13 protein-coding genes are annotated in these 18,058 nt (G+C 71.9%); 5 read left to right on the top strand and 8 right to left on the bottom strand.

All coding sequences use genetic code 11. The annotated features are described in order from the left end of the window. Positions 1-81: 81 nt before the first annotated feature. A complete protein-coding gene (locus tag AC507J_RS23030; RefSeq protein WP_496291247.1) occupies positions 82-2,067 on the bottom strand; it encodes a TIGR03960 family B12-binding radical SAM protein in 1,986 nt (661 codons plus the stop codon). Positions 2,068-2,196: 129 nt separating this feature from the next. Between AC507J_RS23030 and AC507J_RS23035 the strand changes: the two genes are divergently transcribed. Further along, positions 2,197-3,576: a hypothetical protein gene (locus AC507J_RS23035; protein ID WP_496291248.1), complete on the top strand. Its 1,380-nt coding sequence runs from the start codon at positions 2,197-2,199 to the stop codon at positions 3,574-3,576. Positions 3,577-3,633: 57 nt separating this feature from the next. Here AC507J_RS23035 and AC507J_RS23040 read toward each other — a convergent pair whose 3' ends face one another. Next, the gene (locus tag AC507J_RS23040; protein ID WP_496291249.1) at positions 3,634-4,332 is read right to left on the bottom strand and encodes a lysophospholipid acyltransferase family protein; all 699 of its coding nucleotides are present in this window, start codon (positions 4,330-4,332) and stop codon (positions 3,634-3,636) included. A 113-nt stretch (positions 4,333-4,445) separates the two neighbouring features. After that, the gene (gene ileS, locus AC507J_RS23045; RefSeq protein ID WP_496291250.1) at positions 4,446-7,634 is read right to left on the bottom strand and encodes an isoleucine--tRNA ligase; all 3,189 of its coding nucleotides are present in this window, start codon (positions 7,632-7,634) and stop codon (positions 4,446-4,448) included. A gap of 524 nt (positions 7,635-8,158) precedes the next feature. Here ileS and AC507J_RS23050 point away from each other — a divergent pair. Next, on the top strand, positions 8,159-8,599 hold the full coding sequence (locus AC507J_RS23050; protein WP_496291251.1) for a carboxymuconolactone decarboxylase family protein: 441 nt from the start codon (positions 8,159-8,161) through the stop codon (positions 8,597-8,599). Beyond that, positions 8,548-9,474, top strand: coding sequence for an RNA polymerase sigma factor SigJ (gene sigJ / locus AC507J_RS23055; protein WP_496291252.1), 927 nt, complete (start codon positions 8,548-8,550; stop codon positions 9,472-9,474). The genes AC507J_RS23050 and sigJ overlap by 52 nt, the downstream gene beginning before the upstream one ends. Positions 9,475-9,602: 128 nt before the next feature. Here sigJ and ndk read toward each other — a convergent pair whose 3' ends face one another. Continuing rightward, complete coding sequence (gene ndk, locus AC507J_RS23060; RefSeq protein WP_496291253.1) at positions 9,603-10,028, bottom strand: nucleoside-diphosphate kinase; 426 nt, start codon at positions 10,026-10,028, stop codon at positions 9,603-9,605. A gap of 143 nt (positions 10,029-10,171) precedes the next feature. On the opposite strand from ndk, the gene AC507J_RS23065 reads away from it, so the two are divergent. Then, positions 10,172-11,533 (top strand): VOC family protein, encoded by a 1,362-nt coding sequence (locus AC507J_RS23065; protein ID WP_496291254.1) that lies wholly within the window; start codon positions 10,172-10,174, stop codon positions 11,531-11,533. A gap of 30 nt (positions 11,534-11,563) precedes the next feature. Here the strand turns inward: AC507J_RS23065 and AC507J_RS23070 are convergent, their stop codons facing one another. The 3 genes from AC507J_RS23070 to AC507J_RS23080 all read right to left on the bottom strand — a co-directional run bounded on the left by AC507J_RS23070 (position 11,564) and on the right by AC507J_RS23080 (position 15,980). Beyond that, positions 11,564-11,923, bottom strand: a complete 360-nt coding sequence (locus tag AC507J_RS23070; protein WP_496291255.1) for a DUF4233 domain-containing protein — start codon at positions 11,921-11,923, stop codon at positions 11,564-11,566. Then, entirely contained in the window at positions 11,920-13,191 is a 1,272-nt protein-coding gene (locus AC507J_RS23075) for a bifunctional folylpolyglutamate synthase/dihydrofolate synthase (RefSeq protein WP_496291268.1), read from the bottom strand. The genes AC507J_RS23070 and AC507J_RS23075 overlap by 4 nt, the downstream gene beginning before the upstream one ends. Positions 13,192-13,361: 170 nt before the next feature. Continuing rightward, on the bottom strand, positions 13,362-15,980 hold the full coding sequence (locus tag AC507J_RS23080; protein WP_496291256.1) for a valine--tRNA ligase: 2,619 nt from the start codon (positions 15,978-15,980) through the stop codon (positions 13,362-13,364). A 70-nt stretch (positions 15,981-16,050) separates the two neighbouring features. Here AC507J_RS23080 and AC507J_RS23085 point away from each other — a divergent pair, with 70 nt between their 5' ends. Further along, positions 16,051-16,734 carry a hypothetical protein gene (locus tag AC507J_RS23085; protein ID WP_496291257.1) on the top strand — a complete coding sequence of 228 codons (684 nt, stop codon included), beginning with the start codon at positions 16,051-16,053 and terminating at the stop codon, positions 16,732-16,734. A 21-nt stretch (positions 16,735-16,755) separates the two neighbouring features. Here AC507J_RS23085 and AC507J_RS23090 read toward each other — a convergent pair whose 3' ends face one another. Continuing rightward, a complete protein-coding gene (locus AC507J_RS23090) occupies positions 16,756-17,982 on the bottom strand; it encodes an MFS transporter (protein ID WP_496291258.1) in 1,227 nt (408 codons plus the stop codon). Between the last annotated feature and the right edge of the window lie 76 nt (positions 17,983-18,058).

Consider the following 18,058-nt stretch of genomic DNA (forward strand, 5'->3'; position numbering starts at 1 on the left):
GCTGGACGACCGGCGCCTGACCGCCTACGGGCTGTGGTTTCTTACTGATCTTCGTGCTCCTCGTTGAGGGCTCGACCACTGTCACTGCTGGGCGCCGGTGGGCAGCTTCAGGCCGTTGACCGGGGTCAACGGCAGCAGCTTCCGGCCGGTCGGGCCGATCTGGATCTCGGTGTCCATGGTCGGGCAGACGCCGCAGTCGAAACAGGGCGTCCACCGGCAGTCGTCCTGCTCGTATTCGCTGAGCGCGTCCTGCCAGTCCTGCCAGAGCCAGTCCTTGTCCAGGCCCGAGTCCAGGTGGTCCCAGGGCAGGACCTCCAACTCGTCGCGCTCCCGGGTGGTGTACCAGTCGAGGTCGACCCCGAAGCCGGGCAGCACCTCGGCGGCGGCGTCCACCCAGCGCTGGTACGAGAAGTGCTCGCTCCAGCCGTCGAACCGTCCGCCGTTCTCCCACACCCGGCGGATCACCGCGCCGACCCGGCGGTCGCCCCGGGAGAGCAGGCCCTCGATCAGCGACGGCTCGCCGTCGTGGTAGCGGAAGCCGATCGCCCGGCCCAGCGAGCGGTCGGCGTTGATGGCCTGCTTGAGCAGTTTGAGTCGACCGTCGATGACCTCCGGCCGCTCCATCGCCGCCCACTGGAACGGGGTGTGCGGCTTCGGCACAAAGCCGCCGATGGAGACGGTGCAGCGGATGTCCTTGGAGCCGGTGGCGGCCCGGCCAGCCTTGATCACCTCGTGCGCCATGTCGGCGATCTCGAGGACGTCGTCGTCCGTCTCGGTGGGCAGGCCGCACATGAAGTACAGCTTCACCTGCCGCCAGCCGTTGGTGTACGCGGTGACCACCGTACGGATCAGGTCGTCCTTCGACACCATCTTGTTGATGACCTTGCGGATCCGCTCCGACCCGCCCTCCGGGGCGAAGGTCAGGCCGGTCCGCCGGCCGTTGCGGGACAGTTCCTGGGCCAACTCGATGTTGAACGCGTCCACCCGGGTCGACGGCAGCGAGAGCGACACGTTGGTGCCCTGGTACTGCTCGGCCAGGCCGGAGCACATGTCGCCGATCTCGGAGTGGTCGGCCGACGAGAGCGACAGCAGGCCCACCTCGTGGAAGCCGGAGAACTCCAGCCCCTGCTGCACCATCTGCCCCACAGTGGTGATGGAACGCTCCCGCACCGGCCGGGTGATCATGCCCGCCTGGCAGAACCGGCAGCCCCGGGTGCAGCCCCGGAAGATCTCCACCGCGTACCGCTCGTGCACCGTCTCGGCCAGTGGCACGAGCGGCTTGCGCGGGTACGGCCAGGCGTCCAGGTCCATCGTCGTGCGCTTGTGCACCCGGAACGGCACGTCCGCCCGGTTCGGCACGACCCGCTGGATCCGGCCGTCGGGCAGGTAGTCCACGTCGTAGAAGCGCGGCACGTAGACGCTCTCGGTACGGGCCAGCCGCAGCAGCAGCTCGTCGCGGCCACCCGGGCAGCCCTCGGCCTTCCACTCCCGGACGATCGCGGTGATCTCCAGCACCGCCTCCTCGCCGTCGCCGAGCACGGCGGCGTCGACGAAGTCGGCGATCGGCTCCGGGTTGAACGCGGCGTGCCCGCCCGCCACGATCACCGGGTCGGCGTCGGTGCGGTCGGCCGCCAACAGCGGGATGCCGGCCAGGTTGATCGCGTTCAGCAGGTTGGTGTAGCCCAGCTCGGTGGCGAACGACACGCCGAACAGGTCGAAGTCCCGCACCGGGCGGTGCGCGTCGACGGTGAACTGCGGCACGCCGTGCGTACGCATCAGCTGCTCCAGGTCCGGCCAGACCGCGTACGTCCGCTCGGCCAGCGTGTCGGGCAGCTCGTTGAGCACCTCGTAGAGGATCTGCACACCCTGGTTGGGCAGGCCCACCTCGTACGCGTCCGGATACATCAACGCCCAGCGCACGGTCGCCGCATCCCACTCCTTGACCACCGCGCCCAGTTCGCCACCGACGTACTGGATGGGCTTGGTCACCTGGGGCAGCAATGCCTCCAGTCGAGGCCATACGGAGTTTTCCGCGACCGGGCGCGGCGTGGTGGACGGGACGCTCATGATGCCCAAGGGTACGCGCCCGTCCACCGGTCGACGCGCCACACCTTCCTGCCGGCCCGGGCAGGCCGGATTCGGTCGGGGTGGCACTCCGGTACTAACCTCGGGTCGGCGCGAGAGGAGATTGCCGCGATGCCGGAGCCGCAGCCGGGAGCAGACCGGCCGGTCGACGGGAACCGCCCGGATTCACCCCGGGACGGTGAGCCGGCGGTCACCCAGGAACAGCTACCCACCCCAGAGCCGGCACCCCCGGCCGAGGCCACCCAGGCACCGGTCGCCGAGACCGGCCCGACAGCGGAGGTCGAAGCCGGCCCGAGGGCAGGGGCCGAGCCAGCGTCACCGCCGATGGCCGAGGTCGGTCCGCAGGGCACCCGGATCCTGCCCGACGGGACGGAGGAGCCGCCGGCACCCCGCTGGAGCGGCTCGGCTCCCGTGCCGCCGGCCACGCCGCGCCGCCGGGTGTGGGGTGAGTCGGCCGAGCCGACCCCGCCGCCGCCCAGCGCGCCGCCGTCCGGGTCACCCCACGAGCCGGAGCACCAGACCCCGGTGGACCCGTGGGCAGGGGTGGACACCAGCGGCTGGGAGGTGCCCTCGGCCGACTTCCCCGCCCTGCCGCCGACCCTTTCCTACCCGAATCCGCCACCGACCCGGCCGTACTCCGGACCACCCGCGCCGCCGGCCGCCCCGCTGCCGCCGATGCCGGCCACCCCGGTACCGCCGATGTCGCCGGCCGCCCCCATGCCGCCGGCGTATTCACCGCCGGGCGGGCAGCCACCGGTTCAGCACGCCCCACCGGTCCAGCACGCCCCACCGGTCTCGCCGGCCGGCCAGCCACCCGTCCCGGTCGGGCCACCACCGCAGGCGCCACCCTCGCGGGGCTGGCGGGGCGCGAAAAAGGCCCGACCGGTCGCGCCGCCGCCCGGGTGGCAGGCGCCGCCGGGATACGTCCCGGTCAAGGTACGCAAGCGGCGCCGCTGGCCCTGGGCACTGCTGCTCACACTGGCCTGCTGCTGCGGCTGCCCGGCCTACTACGGCGTGCCGATGGCCAGCCAGTATCCGGCGAACGCCAGCCTGCCGCAGCAGGTGGCCGACCTGCGACTGCGGGAGGACCCACGCAACGCGCAGGCCGCCCAGCAGTTGGAGACGCAGACCCGGGCAGCCCACTGGCTCGCCGAGGACACCTTCGCCGGCATCTACACCACCAACGGCGGCAAGCGGGTTACGGTCTTCGGCGGCACCGGCTTCCGCTTCACCCCCTCGGCGGACGCCGATGCCGAGATCGAACGGCTCACCGAGCAGTACGCCCTCGGCGAGGCGCAGGTGGTGGAGAGCGGCGTACGCGGCCGGCACGAACGCTGCGCGGTGGGCAACTCCGACGGTGACGGGGTGGTGGTCTGCACCTCGGTCGACCACGGCAGCATCACCACCGCCGTGTTCACGAACCTGTCGGTGGACGACAGCGCCCGGCTCCTCGGTACCCTGCGGGAGCAGATCGTCACCACCGACGGCTGAGCCCCGCCCCGACCGAGCGGAGCGCGCGGGCCGGCGGCGCAGCACCGACCGGGTCGGTCAGCTGGCGGTCGGCTCGCCGGTGGTCGGCGGCTGGCCGCGTGCCGGGGCGTACCGGGGGACGTACTCCTGGCCGGTGAGCTTCTGGATCTCGGCCATCATCTCGTCGGTCATCTCGCGCAGCGACGTCCGGTCGTTGGGTCGACCGCTGAAGTCGAGCGGCTTGCCGAACCGCACGGTGATCTTCCCGGTGAAGGGCCTCGGCACCCGGGCGCCGATCGGTTGCACCTTCTCCGTGCCGATCATGCCGACCGGAATGATCGGCACGCCCGCCGCGATGGCCATCCGCACCGCGCCGGTGCGGCCCCGGTACAGCCGTCCGTCCGGCGACCGGGTGCCCTCCGGGTAGACGACCACCAGGTCGCCGCCCTTGAGCGCGGGGATGGCCGCGTCGAACGCGGAGAGCGCGGCCCGACCACCCGCGCGCTCCACCGGGATCGCGCCGAGGCCGGTGAGCACAAACTTCGAGAAGCGCCCCTTGACGCCGGTGCCCTTGAAGTACTCGGACTTGGCCCAGAAGGCCAGGTGCCGCGGGACGACCGTGCCGAGGAACAACTCGTCCGCCACCGACAGATGGTTACCGGCAAAGATCGCGCCACCGGTCTGCGGGACGTGCTCCAGTCCCTCCACGGTCGGTCGGAACGCCAGCCGTAGCGCAGGCGCCACGGTGAACTTGCCGATGGTGTAGAGCAGCGGCACTGGTCCTCCGGCGGTGGGTGATGTGCGCAGTGGGGCGCTGACACCGTAGCGGACCCGCGCACGTCGTCACGCGCGAGGTGGCGCGGGTCCGCTGACTGGCTTCTTCCTACCCCTCACACCCGACGGACGGCGACCGTCACCTGCTCACCGTCGCCGGCCTCACCGGCGAAGCCCTCGATGCCCTCGGCGAAGTCGATGCTCTCCGCCAGCACCTCCCGGGCCACGAAGTCGGCGTACGCCGACACCGCGGTCCGCACCTGCTCGGCCGCCGAGACGGTCAGCACGATCCGGTCGGAGACGTCCAGGTCGGCGTCCCGGCGGGCCTGCTGCACCACCCGGACCACGTCCCGGGCCAGCCCCTCGGCGGCCAGTTCGGGGGTGACCGTGGTGTCCAGCACCACCACACCTTCACCGCCGGGCAGCGGCGCCGAGTGCTCGGCGTCGGCCGCGACCAGGCGCAGCTCGTACTCGCCCTCGGCGAGGGTGACCCCGGCGGCGACCGGGGCGCCGTCGTGCAGCTCCCACTCCCCCGCCTTGACCGCCTTGATCACCTGCTGCACCTGCTTGCCGACCCGGGGCCCGAGCGCCCGGGGCACCACCGTCAACACCTGCTGGCAGTACGCCGACACCTCGTCGGTGAACTCCACCGCCTTGACGTTGACCTCGTCGGCGACCAGGTCGGCGAAGGGGCGCAGCTGCCCGGCCACCGGGCTGGCCACGGTCAGCTTCGACAGCGGCAGCCGCACCCGCAGGCCCTTGGCCTTGCGCAGCGACAGCGTCGCCGAGGCGACCGCCCGCACGTTGTCCATCGCGGCCACCAGCTCGTGGTCGGCGGGGAACTCGTCGGCCGACGGCCAGTCGGTCAGGTGCACCGACCGCTCGCCGGTCAGGCCGCGCCAGATCTCCTCGGCGGTCAGCGGCACCAGCGGCGCCACCACCCGGCAGAGCGTCTCCAGCACCGTGGCGAGGGTGTCGAAGGCGTCGGCGTCCCCGCTCCAGAACCGGTCCCGCGAGCGACGCACGTACCAGTTGGTAAGCGCGTCCAGGTAGGACCGGACGGTGGCGCAGGCGCCCGAGATGTCGTACGCGTCCATCTGCGCGCCGACCGTCGACACCAGCTCGTTCGTCTTCGCCAGCACGTACCGGTCGAGCAGGTGGGTGGAATCGGTACGACGACGCGCCGTGTACCCGTCGGCGTTGGCGTAGAGCGAGAAGAAGTACCAGACGTTCCAGAGCGGCAGCAGTACCTGCCGGACGGCGTCGCGGATGCCCGACTCGGTGACCGGCATGTCCCCGCCGCGCAGCACCGGCGAGGACATCAGCATCCAGCGCATCGCGTCCGACCCGTACGAGTCGAAGACGTGGTAGACGTCCGGGTAGTTGCGCAGGCTCTTGGACATCTTGCGCCCGTCGGAGCCGAGCAGGATGCCGTGGCTGAGGCAGTTGCGGAACGCCGGCCGGTCGAAGAGCGCGGTGGCCAGCACGTGCATGGTGTAGAACCAGCCCCGGGTCTGCCCGATGTACTCGACGATGAAGTCGCCCGGGTAGTGGTGCTCGAACCAGTCGCGGTTCTCGAACGGGTAGTGCACCTGGGCGAAGGGCATCGAGCCGGACTCGAACCAGCAGTCCAGCACCTCTGGCACCCGGCGCATCATCGACCTGCCGGTCGGATCGTCCGGGTTGGGGCGGACCAGCTCGTCCACCGCCGGCCGGTGCAGGTCGGTCAGGCGTACGCCGAAGTCCCGCTCCAGTTCGGCCAGCGAGCCGTACACGTCGATCCGCGGGTAGTTCGGGTCGTCGGAGCGCCAGACCGGGATGGGCGAACCCCAGAACCGGTTCCGGCTGATCGACCAGTCCCGGGCGTTGGCCAGCCACTTGCCGAACGAGCCGTCCTTGATGTGCCCGGGCGTCCAGTTGATCTGCTGGTTCAGCTCGACCATCCGGTCCTTGAACCTGGTCACCGCGACGAACCAGGACGACACCGCCTTGTAGACCAGTGGGGTGTCGCAGCGCCAGCAGTGCGGGTACGCGTGGGTGTAGGTGTCCTGCTTGAGCACCACCCCCCGATCCTTCAGTGCCCGGATCACCGGCTTGTTGACGTCGAAGACCTGCTCACCCTGGTACGGCGGAACCAGCGCGGTGAACCGGGTGTGGTCGTCCACGGTGACGATGGTCGGGATGCCTGCCGCGTTGCAGACGTTCTGGTCGTCCTCGCCGAAGGCTGGGGCCAGGTGCACGATCCCGGTGCCGTCCTCGGTGGTGACGAACTCCGCGCCGAGCACCTGGTACGCGTTCGGCCCGGCCTGCTCGACCAGGAAGTCGAAGAGCGGCGTGTACCGGCGCCCCACCAGGTCGGCACCGCGCACCGTGCCGACCTGCTGGTACCCCTCCAACTCCTTGGCGTACGCCGACAGCCGCGCCGCGCCGACGAGGTGCCGCACGCCGTCGCGCTCCAGCACCGCGTACTCGATCTCCGGGCCGACGGCGAGCGCCAGGTTCGACGGCAGGGTCCACGGCGTGGTGGTCCAGACGCCCAGCCGCACCGGCCCACGGACCAGCTCCGGCGCGGACTCGTCGGGCGTCAGCTCGAACCACACCGACAGCGTCGGGTCCTGCCGGTCGCGGTAGACGTCGTCCATCCGGGTCTCGGTGTTCGACAGCGGCGTCTCACACCGCCAGCAGTACGCCAGCACCCGGAAGCCCTCGTAGACCAGACCCTTGTCGTGCAGGGTCTTGAAGGCCCACATGACGCTTTCCATGTAGTCCAGGTCGAGGGTCTTGTAGTCGTTGGCGAAGTCGACCCAGCGGGCCTGCCGGGTGACGTACCGCTCCCAGTCCTGGGTGAACTCCAGCACCGAGCTGCGGCACGCCTCGTTGAACCGGGCCACACCGAGGTCGAGGATCTCGGCCTTGCTGGTGATGCCGAGCTGCTTCTCGGCCACCACCTCGGCGGGCAGGCCGTGGCAGTCCCAGCCGAAGCGCCGCTCCACCCGCCGGCCACGCATGGTCTGGTAGCGCGGCACCACGTCCTTGACGTAACCGGTGAAGAGGTGGCCGTAGTGCGGCAGTCCGTTGGCGAACGGTGGGCCGTCGTAGAAGATGTACTCGTTGTCGGCGGCTCCGCCGCCGGCAGCGGAGCCCGCCGCCGGTTCCGATTGCCGGCCGGAGGCCGGCCTGGCCTCGACGGATGCCTCGAAGGTCTTGTCGGCCGTCCAGTGCTCCAGCACCCGGCGCTCGACCGCGGGCAGGTCCGGGCTCGCCGGGACACCGGCGGCGGTCGGGTCGTGCAACGGATAGGCCATCGCCTGTCGCTCTCCTCGCTGACACTCACGCTGTGTGGGTCTGCGAGGACGAGCCCTCTCCGGTACGCCGTCGCCGGCGCCCCGGGCCGGGCCCGCGGTACCACCCCGCTTGGCGGTCAGGATCGACCGCCCGCTCGTTGGCCGGCTGTAACGGGCCGAACCCGTCCGGTTCTACTGAGCCGGTCACCCGGCCGTTCTTCCGGAAGCTCCCCGGTGATAGCCGGATCATCGCCACTTACCTCCCGCCAATACTACCCACCCCACCCCCGCCCCCACCTCCCGATAACCCCTCCCCGCCCCACCCCCGCGATCTTGCACTCTCGGTCGCCGGTATGCGCCTTTCACCCCGCTATGCGGCGACGGAAAGTGCAAGATCGCCGCGAGTGGTCACCGGGGGTGGGGCGGGTGGGGCGGCCCGGTGAGCGCTGTCTCGACGGCGCATGACCGGCGTCACAGGGCGGTTCCGTCACGCGGCGGCACGGCCGACCCGTCGTGTCGGTGACACACCGATCAAGGAGGTCGTCATGCAACGGTTGAACGTGGCCGAGGTGGCGCCGGGGGCGTTCCAGAGCGTCCTGGGGCTGGAGAAGTACGTGCGGGCCAACGTGGACCACACCGTGCTGGAGTTGGTGAAGCTGCGCGCGTCAGTGCTGAACGGCTGCGCGTTCTGCGTCGACATGCACAGTCGGGAGGCGCTCGACACCGGCGAGTCCAGCCGGCGGCTGTTCGCGGTGACCGCCTGGCGGGAGGCGCCCTTCTTCGACGAGCGGGAGCGGACCGCGCTGGCGCTCACCGACGCGGTGACCCGGCTGGGCGAGCACGGGGTACCGGACGACGTCTGGGACGACGCCGCGAAGGTCTGGCCGGAGAAGGCCCTCGCCGACCTGGTCCTCGCGATTGCCACAATCAACGTGTGGAACCGGATCGCGGTGACCTTCCGCACCGAACCGCCGGCGGACGTCTGAGCCCGGTCGACGCAGCGGAAGCGGCCGGTGCGCTCGACGCGCACCGGCCGATGCTGCTCGGGCTGGCCTACCGGCTGCTCGGCAGCCGGCACGACGCCGAGGACGTCCTCCAGGAGGCGTACCTGCGCTGGGTACGCGTCGATCGGGCCGGGGTGACCGAGCCGCGCCGGTACCTGTCCCGGGTGGTCACCCACCTGGCCATGGACCGGCTACGCGCCCGGCAGTCCGCCCGGGAGGCGTACGTCGGGCCGTGGCTGCCGGAGCCGGTGCCGACCGTACCGTCGCCGTTCGGTCCGCTGGAACGCGTCGAGCTGCGCGACTCGCTCTCCACCGCGCTGCTGCACCTGCTGGAGCGGCTCACCCCGCCGGAGCGCGCGGTCTACGTACTGCACACCGCCTTCGAGCTGCCGTACGCCGAGATCGCCGGGCTGCTGGACCGGTCCGCCGAGGACTGCCGGCAACTGCACCACCGGGCGACCGCCCGGATCGGTCGCGACCAGCGCCGGTTCACCGCCGACCGGGCCGAGCAGGAACGGCTGCTGGACGCGTTCATCGCCGCCGCCAACGACGGTGACCTGGCGGCGCTGACCGAGTTGGTGGCCGCCGACGCGACCGCGTGGAGCGACGGCGGCGGCCGGGTGCGATCGGCCCGCCACCCGGTGACCGGCGCCGACCGGGTGGCGCGGTTCCTGATCGGCATCCGCAGCAAGGGCGGGGCATGCACCGTGCGCCGCACGGAACTCAACGGCCAGCCGGCCGCCGTGTTGGTCACCGCGGCCGGCGCCCGCTACGCGATCACCCTCGGCACCGCCGCCGGCCGGATCACCGACGTGTTCCTGGTCGCCAACCCGGACAAACTGTCCTGGGCAGCCTGAGGCCGGTCAGCCGACGGTGGCCCCGGGTCGGGGCAGCCGTCGGCGTCAAAGCAGGTCGGGCAAGCGTCAGCCGCAGGACGGGGAGGCGTCAGCCCAGGTCGGGGAACCAGCCGCAGGACGGGGAGGCGTCAGCCCAGGTCGGGGAACCAGAGCGCGATCTCGCGCTTGGCGCTGTCGGCCGAGTCGGAGGCGTGCACCAGGTTCTCCCGGTTGGAGAGGGCGAGGTCGCCCCGGATGGTGCCGGCGGCGGCCTTGCGCCCGTCGGTCGCCCCGATCAGGCCGCGTACCACGTCGATCACCTGGTCGCCGGAGAGCACCAGCGCGACCAACGGACCGCTGGTCATGAAGGTCTTCAGCGGCGGGTAGAAGGCCTTCTCCACGTGCTCGGAGTAGTGCTCGTCGGCGAGCGCGGCGTCCATCGTCCGGGACACCATGGCGTCGATCCGCAGCCCCTTGCGCTCGAAGCGGGAGATGATCTCGCCGACCAACCCACGGCGTACCGCGTCGGGCTTGATCAGTACGAGCGTGCGCTCGTCCGGGCTGCTGGTGGACACGCTGGGTTCCTCCTAAAAGCGGAAGCCGGTCGGGCTGGGTACGGTCAGCCTAGCGACCCGGTCGCGATGCCGGCGCGCTGGTCGGTTCTTCCCCCGGCACGCGATCCGGCCTAGCCTGGCCCTGACCACCCGGGAGGTCCACTGTGGCGAACGGCGGGAACCCACCCATCGCACCGGTACGCAAGCTGATTGCCGCGGTCGTCGGCACCGTGGCCAGCTTCGTGATCCTCTTCGGCCTGGGCATGACCAGCTGGGCCATCGTGGCGCTCGGCGTCGCCTTCCTGGCGCTGGCGATCGCGCTGGCCACGGTGCGCGCCGGCGGTCGCACCTGGGTGGTGGGCGCCGGGCACGTGCACAGCGCCTCCGAGCCACCCACCCAGTACGCCTTCGGTCGCTGCGAACTCCAGTTGGTGATCGACGCCCCCGGGCTGCCGCCCCGCTCGAAGAAGATCATCGAGCCGCGGGTGCCGGTCTCCAAGTGGCCGGCGCTCGGCCAGACCCTGCCGATCCGGGTGGCGCTGGACGACCCGCGGCACGTCCGGGTGCTCTGGGACGAGGTACCCACCCACGCCGAGGCCGGCAGCGCCGATCTGCCGCCGGAGTACGCCGACCCGCCTCCCGAGTACGCCGACCACGTCCCGCCGGACGAGGTGCTGATCGGCCAGGAGGCACCGCCGTGGGCCGGCCGGGCACCCGAGGACGACTTCCACGAGCCGCCGGGCGATCCCCTCGGTGGTCCGCGCCACGACGAGCCGGTCGGCCCCGTGGAGCAACTGGAGACGATGCGGGTACGCCAGCGCCCGGGTGGACCGGTCGTGCTGGAGGGGACCGTTGTGGAGCACCCCAGCGACCAGCCACTTCCCCGCCGGGCCACGCCCGCCCCCCGTACCCCGGCCGAGGAACGACTCGCGGCGGCGACCCCGGCGGACCCCGCACCCACCGGCCAGTTCACCGGCCCATCACCGGCCGGGAGCCAAGCCGAGGCACCGACGGCCCCGGCGGAGCCGACCGACCAGTTCGATCCCCTCGACCTGCCGCTGGACGACCCGCAGCCGGGACCGGCGGCCGGCGACCGGGAACTGGACGAGGCGATCTTCGGTTTCGACCCCGAGGCCGCCGACCCGGCCGCGCCGATCAGCGGCGTGGGCATCACCCTGCTGGTCACCGAGTTGCCCCGGTCGCTGGAGTTCTACCGGGACCGGCTCGGGTTCAGCGAGGTCGACCGGGGCAACGGCAACGCGGTACTGGCCTCCGGGGCGACCCGGCTGGTGCTGCGGGAGGTGACCGGTGCCCAGCCGGTCAACCGTCGCCTGGTGCACGTAAACCTCGACGTCGACGACATCCAGGGTGCGTACGAGCGGCTGCGGGACTCCGGTGTCCGCTTCACCTACGCCCCCAGGGTGGTCAACCGGGGCAGCAAGCTGGAGGTGTGGGCGGCGGCGTTCCGTGACCCGGACGGCCACGGGATCGCGCTGACCCAGTGGCGGGAGCGCGCCGAGGCGTGACCCCGGGCCGACCGCGGGTCACCCGGGCGGTCAGCCCAGGATCACCCGGCGGACGTGCGACGCGTACGCCCACACCAGGGCGAAGATCACGCCCAGCACGAAGAGCGCCCAGTGCAGCAGCCCGGAGAGCAGCAGCAGCCCCTGCAACACGGTGCCGGCGTGCCAGGCCCAGGGCCGGCGCATCAGCCCGGCCAGCCCGGCCGCCGCCACGGCCAGCGCCACCACCACCCCGATCGCCGCCCCACCGAGGTCACCGCCGACCACCCGGATCGGCTGGATCGCCAACAGCAGCACCAGCGCCTCCAGGGCGAGGGTGCCCGCGCCGAGGCCGCGTACCGCCCGCTGCGGGTCGCGCAACCCCGACCGGCGCTCCCCGCCCGGGCCGGTCATCGCTTCAGCAGCCGGCGGGCGTCGGCCACCGTCACCACGGACCCGGTGATGAGTACGCCGACACCGGCCAGCTCACCCGGCACGTCCTCCTCGGCCAGCGCCACCGCCGCCTCGATCGCGTCCGGCATCTGCTCGGCCACCTCGACCCGGTCCGGCCCGAACACCTCGGCGGCGAGCGCGGCCAACTCCTTGACCGGCAGCGCCCGGGGCGAGCTGTTCCGGGTCACCACCACCTGGTCCACCACCGGCTCCAGCAGCTCCAGCATGCTTGCCGCGTCCTTGTCGGTCAGGGTGCCCAGCACCGCGACCAGCTTGCTGAAGGCGAACTCCTCCTGGAGTGCCGTGACGGTGGCCGCCATCCCCTGCGGGTTGTGCGCCCCGTCGAGCAGGACCGTCGGAGCGGTACGGACCCGCTCCAACCGGCCGGGTGAACTGGCGGTGGCGAAGCCCTCCCGGACCGTCTCCACGTCGAGTTGCCGCCGGGCACCGGCACCGAGGAACGCCTCGACGGCGGCGAGCGCCACCGCCGCGTTCTGCGCCTGGTGGGCACCGTGCAGCGGGACGAACACCTCCTCGTACACTCCGCCCAGGCCCTGCAAGGTGAGCACCTGCCCACCGACCGCCACCGCGCGACGCAGCACGCCGAACTCCGAGCCCTCCCGGGCGACGGTGGCGCCGACCTCGGCACAGCGTTGCAGGATCGGCCGGGCCGCCTCCTCCTCCTGGGCGGCGCAGATGACGGTGGCACCGGGGTGGATGATGCCGGCCTTGGCGACCGCGATGTCCTGGATCGTGTCACCGAGCCATTCGGTGTGGTCCAACCCGATCGGGGTCAGTACGCACACCCCCGCCTGGAGCACATTTGTGGCGTCCTCGGCCCCGCCCAGGCCGACCTCGACCACGGCCACGTCCACCGGAGCGTCGGCGAAGGTCGCGAAGGCCAGCGCGGTGGTCATGTCGAAGTAGGTCAGCGGCTCGGACGAGCGGTCGTCGACCAGTTCGGCGAGCGGCTTCACCTCGCGGTAGACGGCGGTGAACCGGGCCTCGTCCACCGGCTCGCCGTCCAGGCTGATCCGTTCCCGGACGGTCTCCAGGTGCGGGCTGGTGTACCGGCCGGTGTGCAGCCCGAACGCCCGTAGCAGCGAGTCGATCATCCTGGCCGTGGAGGTCTTGCCGTTGGTGCCGGTCAGGTGGATCGACGGGTACGCCCGCTGCGGGCTGCCCAGCAGGTCGAGCAGGGACGAGATGCGCTCCAGCTCGAAGACCATCCGGGTGAAGCCGCGCCCGGCCAGCTCGGCCTCGACCTCGGCGAAGGCGGCCTGGTCGGCACGGCCGGACCGGCCGCCGGCGGCGGGTCGACCGGTGCTCGCCCGGTCGCTGCGCTCCGCGCCCGCCGGGCCGGTGCCGGGGGCGCGGTTGGTGGGTTCGGTGTGGTCGGTCACGAGGGCAGCGCCTCCAGGGCAGCGTCGATGCGGACCAGGTCGGCCTCGGCCACCGCCAGCCGTTCGCGGATCTTGGCCACCACGTGCTCGGGTGCCTTGCCGACGAACGCCGGGTTGTCCAGCTTCGCCCGCGCCTGCCCGGCCTCCTTCTCGGCCCCAGCACGGTCCTTGGTCAGCCGGGCCCGCTCGGCGGCCACGTCGATCGAACCCCGGGTGTCCAGCGCCACGCTGACCTCGCCGGGCATGGCCAGCGTCGCGCTGGCCTGGAAGTCGTCGCCGGCCGGGTCGAGACGGACCAGTGAGCGGATCAGCGGCTCATGCCCGGTGAGGCCGGCCCCGGCCAGCCCATCGAGCCGGGCGGCGACCCGCTGAGTCGGACGCAGCCCCTGGTCGGAGCGGAACCGGCGGATCTCGGTGACCACGCGTTGCAGCGTGGCGATCTCCGCCTCGGCGGTGGCGTCGACGCGGGCCCGGTCGGCGACCGGCCAGGCGGCCGTCATCACCGTGTCGGCACCGGTGAGCGCGGTCCACAGCTCCTCGGTGACGAACGGAATGACCGGGTGCAGCAGCCGCAGCAGCTGGTCTAGCACGTGGCCGAGGACGCGCCGGCTGGCGTCGGCGGCGGGGCCACCGGCGGCCAGCACCGGCTTGCTCAGCTCGACGTACCAGTCGCAGACGTCATCCCAGGCGAAGTGGTAGAGCAGATCACAGACCTTGGCGAACTCGTACGCCTCGAACTGCTCATCCACCTCGGCGGTGACCTGCGCCAACCGGGACAGGACCCACCGGTCGACCGTCGACAGCTCGGCCGCGCCCGGCAGCGGTCCCTCGGTGTGCGCGCCGTTGATCAGCGCGAACCGGGTGGCGTTCCACAGCTTGTTGCAGAAGTTCCGGGAGCCCTGGCACCAGTCCTCGCTGACCGGCACGTCCCCGCCCGGGTTGGCGCCCCGGGCCAGGGTGAACCGGGTGGCGTCGGCACCGTAGCGGTCGATCCAGTCCAGCGGGTCGACCACGTTCCCGAACGACTTGGACATCTTCTTGCCGTGCTCGTCGCGGACCATGCCGTGCAGCGCGATCACGTCGAACGGCTGCACGCCGTCCATCGCGTACAGGCCGAACATCATCATCCGGGCGACCCAGAAGAAGAGAATGTCGTACCCGGTGACCAGCACGCTGGTCGGGTAGAACTTCGCCAGTTCGGTGGTCTGCTCCGGCCAGCCGAGGGTGGAGAACGGCCACAGCCCGCTGGAGAACCAGGTGTCCAGCACGTCCTCGTCCTGCTGCCAGCCCTCACCGGTCGGCGGTTCCTCATCGGGTCCGACGCAGACGACCTGGCCCTCCGGGCCGTACCAGACCGGGATGCGGTGCCCCCACCAGAGCTGCCGGGAGATGCACCAGTCGTGCATGTTGTCGACCCAGGCGAAGTACCGCTTGGCCAGCTCCGCGGGCTCGATCCGCACCCGACCGTCGCGCACCGCGTCCCCGGCCGCCTTGGCCAGTGGCGAGGTGTTGACGAACCACTGCAACGACAGTCGGGGCTCGACCGTGGTCCGGCACCGCGAGCAGTGACCGACCGCGTGCACGTACGGCCGCTTCTCGGCGACGATGCGTCCCTGCTCGCGCAGCGCGGCCACGATCGCCGGACGGGCCTCGAACCGGTCCAGCCCCTCGAACGGGCCGGGCGCGGTGATGACGCCCCGCTCGTCCATGACCGTCAGGGCGGGCAGGTCGTGCCGCTGGCCGATCTCGAAGTCGTTCGGGTCGTGCGCCGGGGTCACCTTGACCATGCCGGTGCCGAAGGCCGGGTCGACGTGCGCATCCCCCACGATCGGGATCCGCCGGCCGGTCAGCGGCAGTTCGACCTCGGTGCCGATCAGGTGCCGGTACCGCTCGTCGTCCGGGTGCACCGCCACCGCCGTGTCGCCGAGCATGGTCTCGGCCCGGGTGGTGGCCACCACGACGTCGTCGCTGTACCGGATGGAGACCAGCTCGCCGTCGTCGTCGGTGTGCTCCACCTCGATGTCCGAGAGCGCGGTGAGGCAGCGCGGGCACCAGTTGATGATCCGGTTCGCCCGGTAGATGAGGCCGTCGTCGTACAGCTTCTTGAACATGGTCTGGACGGCGCGGGACAGCCCCTCGTCCATGGTGAAACGCTCGCGGTCCCAGTCGACCGAGTCGCCCAGGCGGCGCATCTGGCCGAGGATCGCGCCGCCGGATTCGCCCTTCCACCGCCAGACCCGCTCGACGAACTTCTCCCGGCCCAGGTCGTGACGGGAGAGCCCCTCACCGGCGAGCTGCCGCTCGACCACGTTCTGGGTGGCGATGCCGGCGTGGTCCATGCCGGGCAGCCAGAGGGCCTCGAAGCCCTGCATCCGCTTGCGCCGCACGAGCGCGTCCTGCACGGTGTGGTCGAGCGCATGGCCCATGTGCAGGGAGCCGGTGACGTTCGGCGGCGGGATCACGATGGTGAACGGCGGCCGGTCGCTGCCCGCCGAGGCTCGGAACCGACCGTCGGCTACCCACTGCTCGTACCGTCGCTGCTCTACCTCGCCGGGCTGGTACTGGCCGGCAAGGGTCGGGGCGTCGGGGCGTCGGGCATCCAGTCTCTCGGTCACCCGACAAAGTCTACGGAGCGCTTCGGCGGACCCGACGTGCGCCACCGGTGGTTCGCGTACGGTGTCGGCTATGTCCGACGCACATCTCGGCGCCCGCCGGCTCGACGAGGGTTCCACGCCGGTCGAGCTGACCGACGAGCCGATCCAGCTGAGCAACCGCGAGCCGGCGGAGACGAGCGAACGTCAGGGCGTCCGGGCCCGCCGCCGGCGGCTCGCGGTGGTGCTGCTGGCGGTCCTCGCGCTGGCCGGCGTGGGCGCGCTCGGTGCCTTCGGTTGGCGGATCGTCCAGCAGAAGGAGGCGGAGATCGCCACGCCGGACCAGGTCGCCGGCCTCACCCGGGACACCAGCGAGCGGGCCGCCAGCACCGCCGACTATCTGCGCAGCGGCATCTCCGCCGACATCGAGTTGGACAGCAGCTTCGGCGTCGTCTACCAGGATCCGGCAGACGAGCGCCGCTCGGTGCTGATCTTTGGCGGCACCACCCTGCTCTGGCAGCCGGAGCGGGACCTGGAGAGCCTCTTCCAGCTGATGGCCGACGAGGCCGGCGCGGTGACCGGCCTGCGGAACGTACCGCCCGGCCGACTGGGCGGCGTGATGAAGTGCGGCAGCACCAGCGGCGAGGGCGGCGACTTCGCGGTCTGCGGCTGGGCCGACCACGGCAGCGTGGTGCTGGCCATGTTCCCGTTCCGGCCGGTCGAGGAGGCCGGCGGGCTGTTGCGGGAGATCCGCGACAGCGTCCAGACCCGGCGCTGAGCGCCCGCCGGACCACCGGGGTCAACCACGACCGACCGGGGTGACCAGCGCGGCGAGGGCGACCAGTACGCACCCACCACCGGCGAGGGCACAGACCAGCGGCACCCCGTACGCCTCGGCGCCCCAGGTGACGACCGCCGCGCCGAGCGGACCGAGCGCGTAGTGGGTCGCCCAGAACACCGACGTGACCCGGCCGAGGAGATGGTTCGGGGTGACCTCCTGGCGCAGCGACAGCGAGCAGATCGCCCCGACGGCGACCCCGCCGAGGTACGCGGCGGCGAGCCCGGCCACCGTGGGCATACTCCGGGCCGCGCCCACCCCCGCGATGGCCAGGCCGGCCAGCGCGATGCTGCCTGACCACGTCGCTCCGAAGCCGAAGCGCCGCCGCAGCGGGGCCACCGCGAGCGAGCCGAGAATCGTGCCGACGGCCGCGATCCCAAGCACCAGGCCGACCGTCCGCTCGGAGCCGGCCAGGTTGTGCCGGACGTGGTAGATCAGCACGTCGTCGAGGCCATAGGTGAGGAAGAGGAACGCGGAGAGCAGCCAGGTCAGACTGCGTAGCACCGGGTGCCGCCAGAGGAACCGGGCTCCTTCCAACAGTTCGTCGCGAAGCTGCGCGAGGGTGGTCACGGCCCGTGCGACGCGTTCCTGCCGCAGCCGTACGACCGTCAGGGCGGCCGCCGACACGGCGAAGCTCGCGGCGTTAACCGCGATCGCGGTGGCATAGCCGAAGGCGGCGGCGACCACCCCGGCCAGTAGTGGCCCGCCAACGGCCGCCACGGCATAGCTCGCCGACAGCTTGCCGTTCGCCTCCGTGATCCGCCGGACCTCGACGAGCCCGGGCACGGCCGCCACGTACGCCACCCGGAAGACCATGCCGACCGCGGCACTTGCCGGCAGCACAAGGTAGAGCAGCCAGAGTTGCGGCCCCCAGAGCCAGGCCACGGGGACGGCCGTGAAGAGCACCGCGCGGGCGAGATCGCAGCCGACGAGCAGGCGTCGCCGGTCCGCCCGGTCCACCAGCACGCCCGCGAAAACGGCGGTGACCACGGCGGCGACGCCGGCTGCCGCGGTGAGCAGGCCCATCAGCGCCACCGACCCGGTGACCTGGAGAACCAGCAGCGGTACGGCCAACGAGGCGAATCCGTCGCCCAGCACCGAGAGCGTCTGCGCCGACCAGAAGACGGCGAAATTCCGGTCCCGCCACAGCGCGCTCCGCTCTTCGACCTCGTCCGTACGCGCCGTCATCCGCGGGACGCTAGCTTTCGTTCGCCCTCAGGGCCATCTATTTACCCGGGTGCAAACGCGATTCAGGGCCACCCCA

It is taken from the genome of Micromonospora sp. PRAS1 (genome assembly GCF_059553435.1).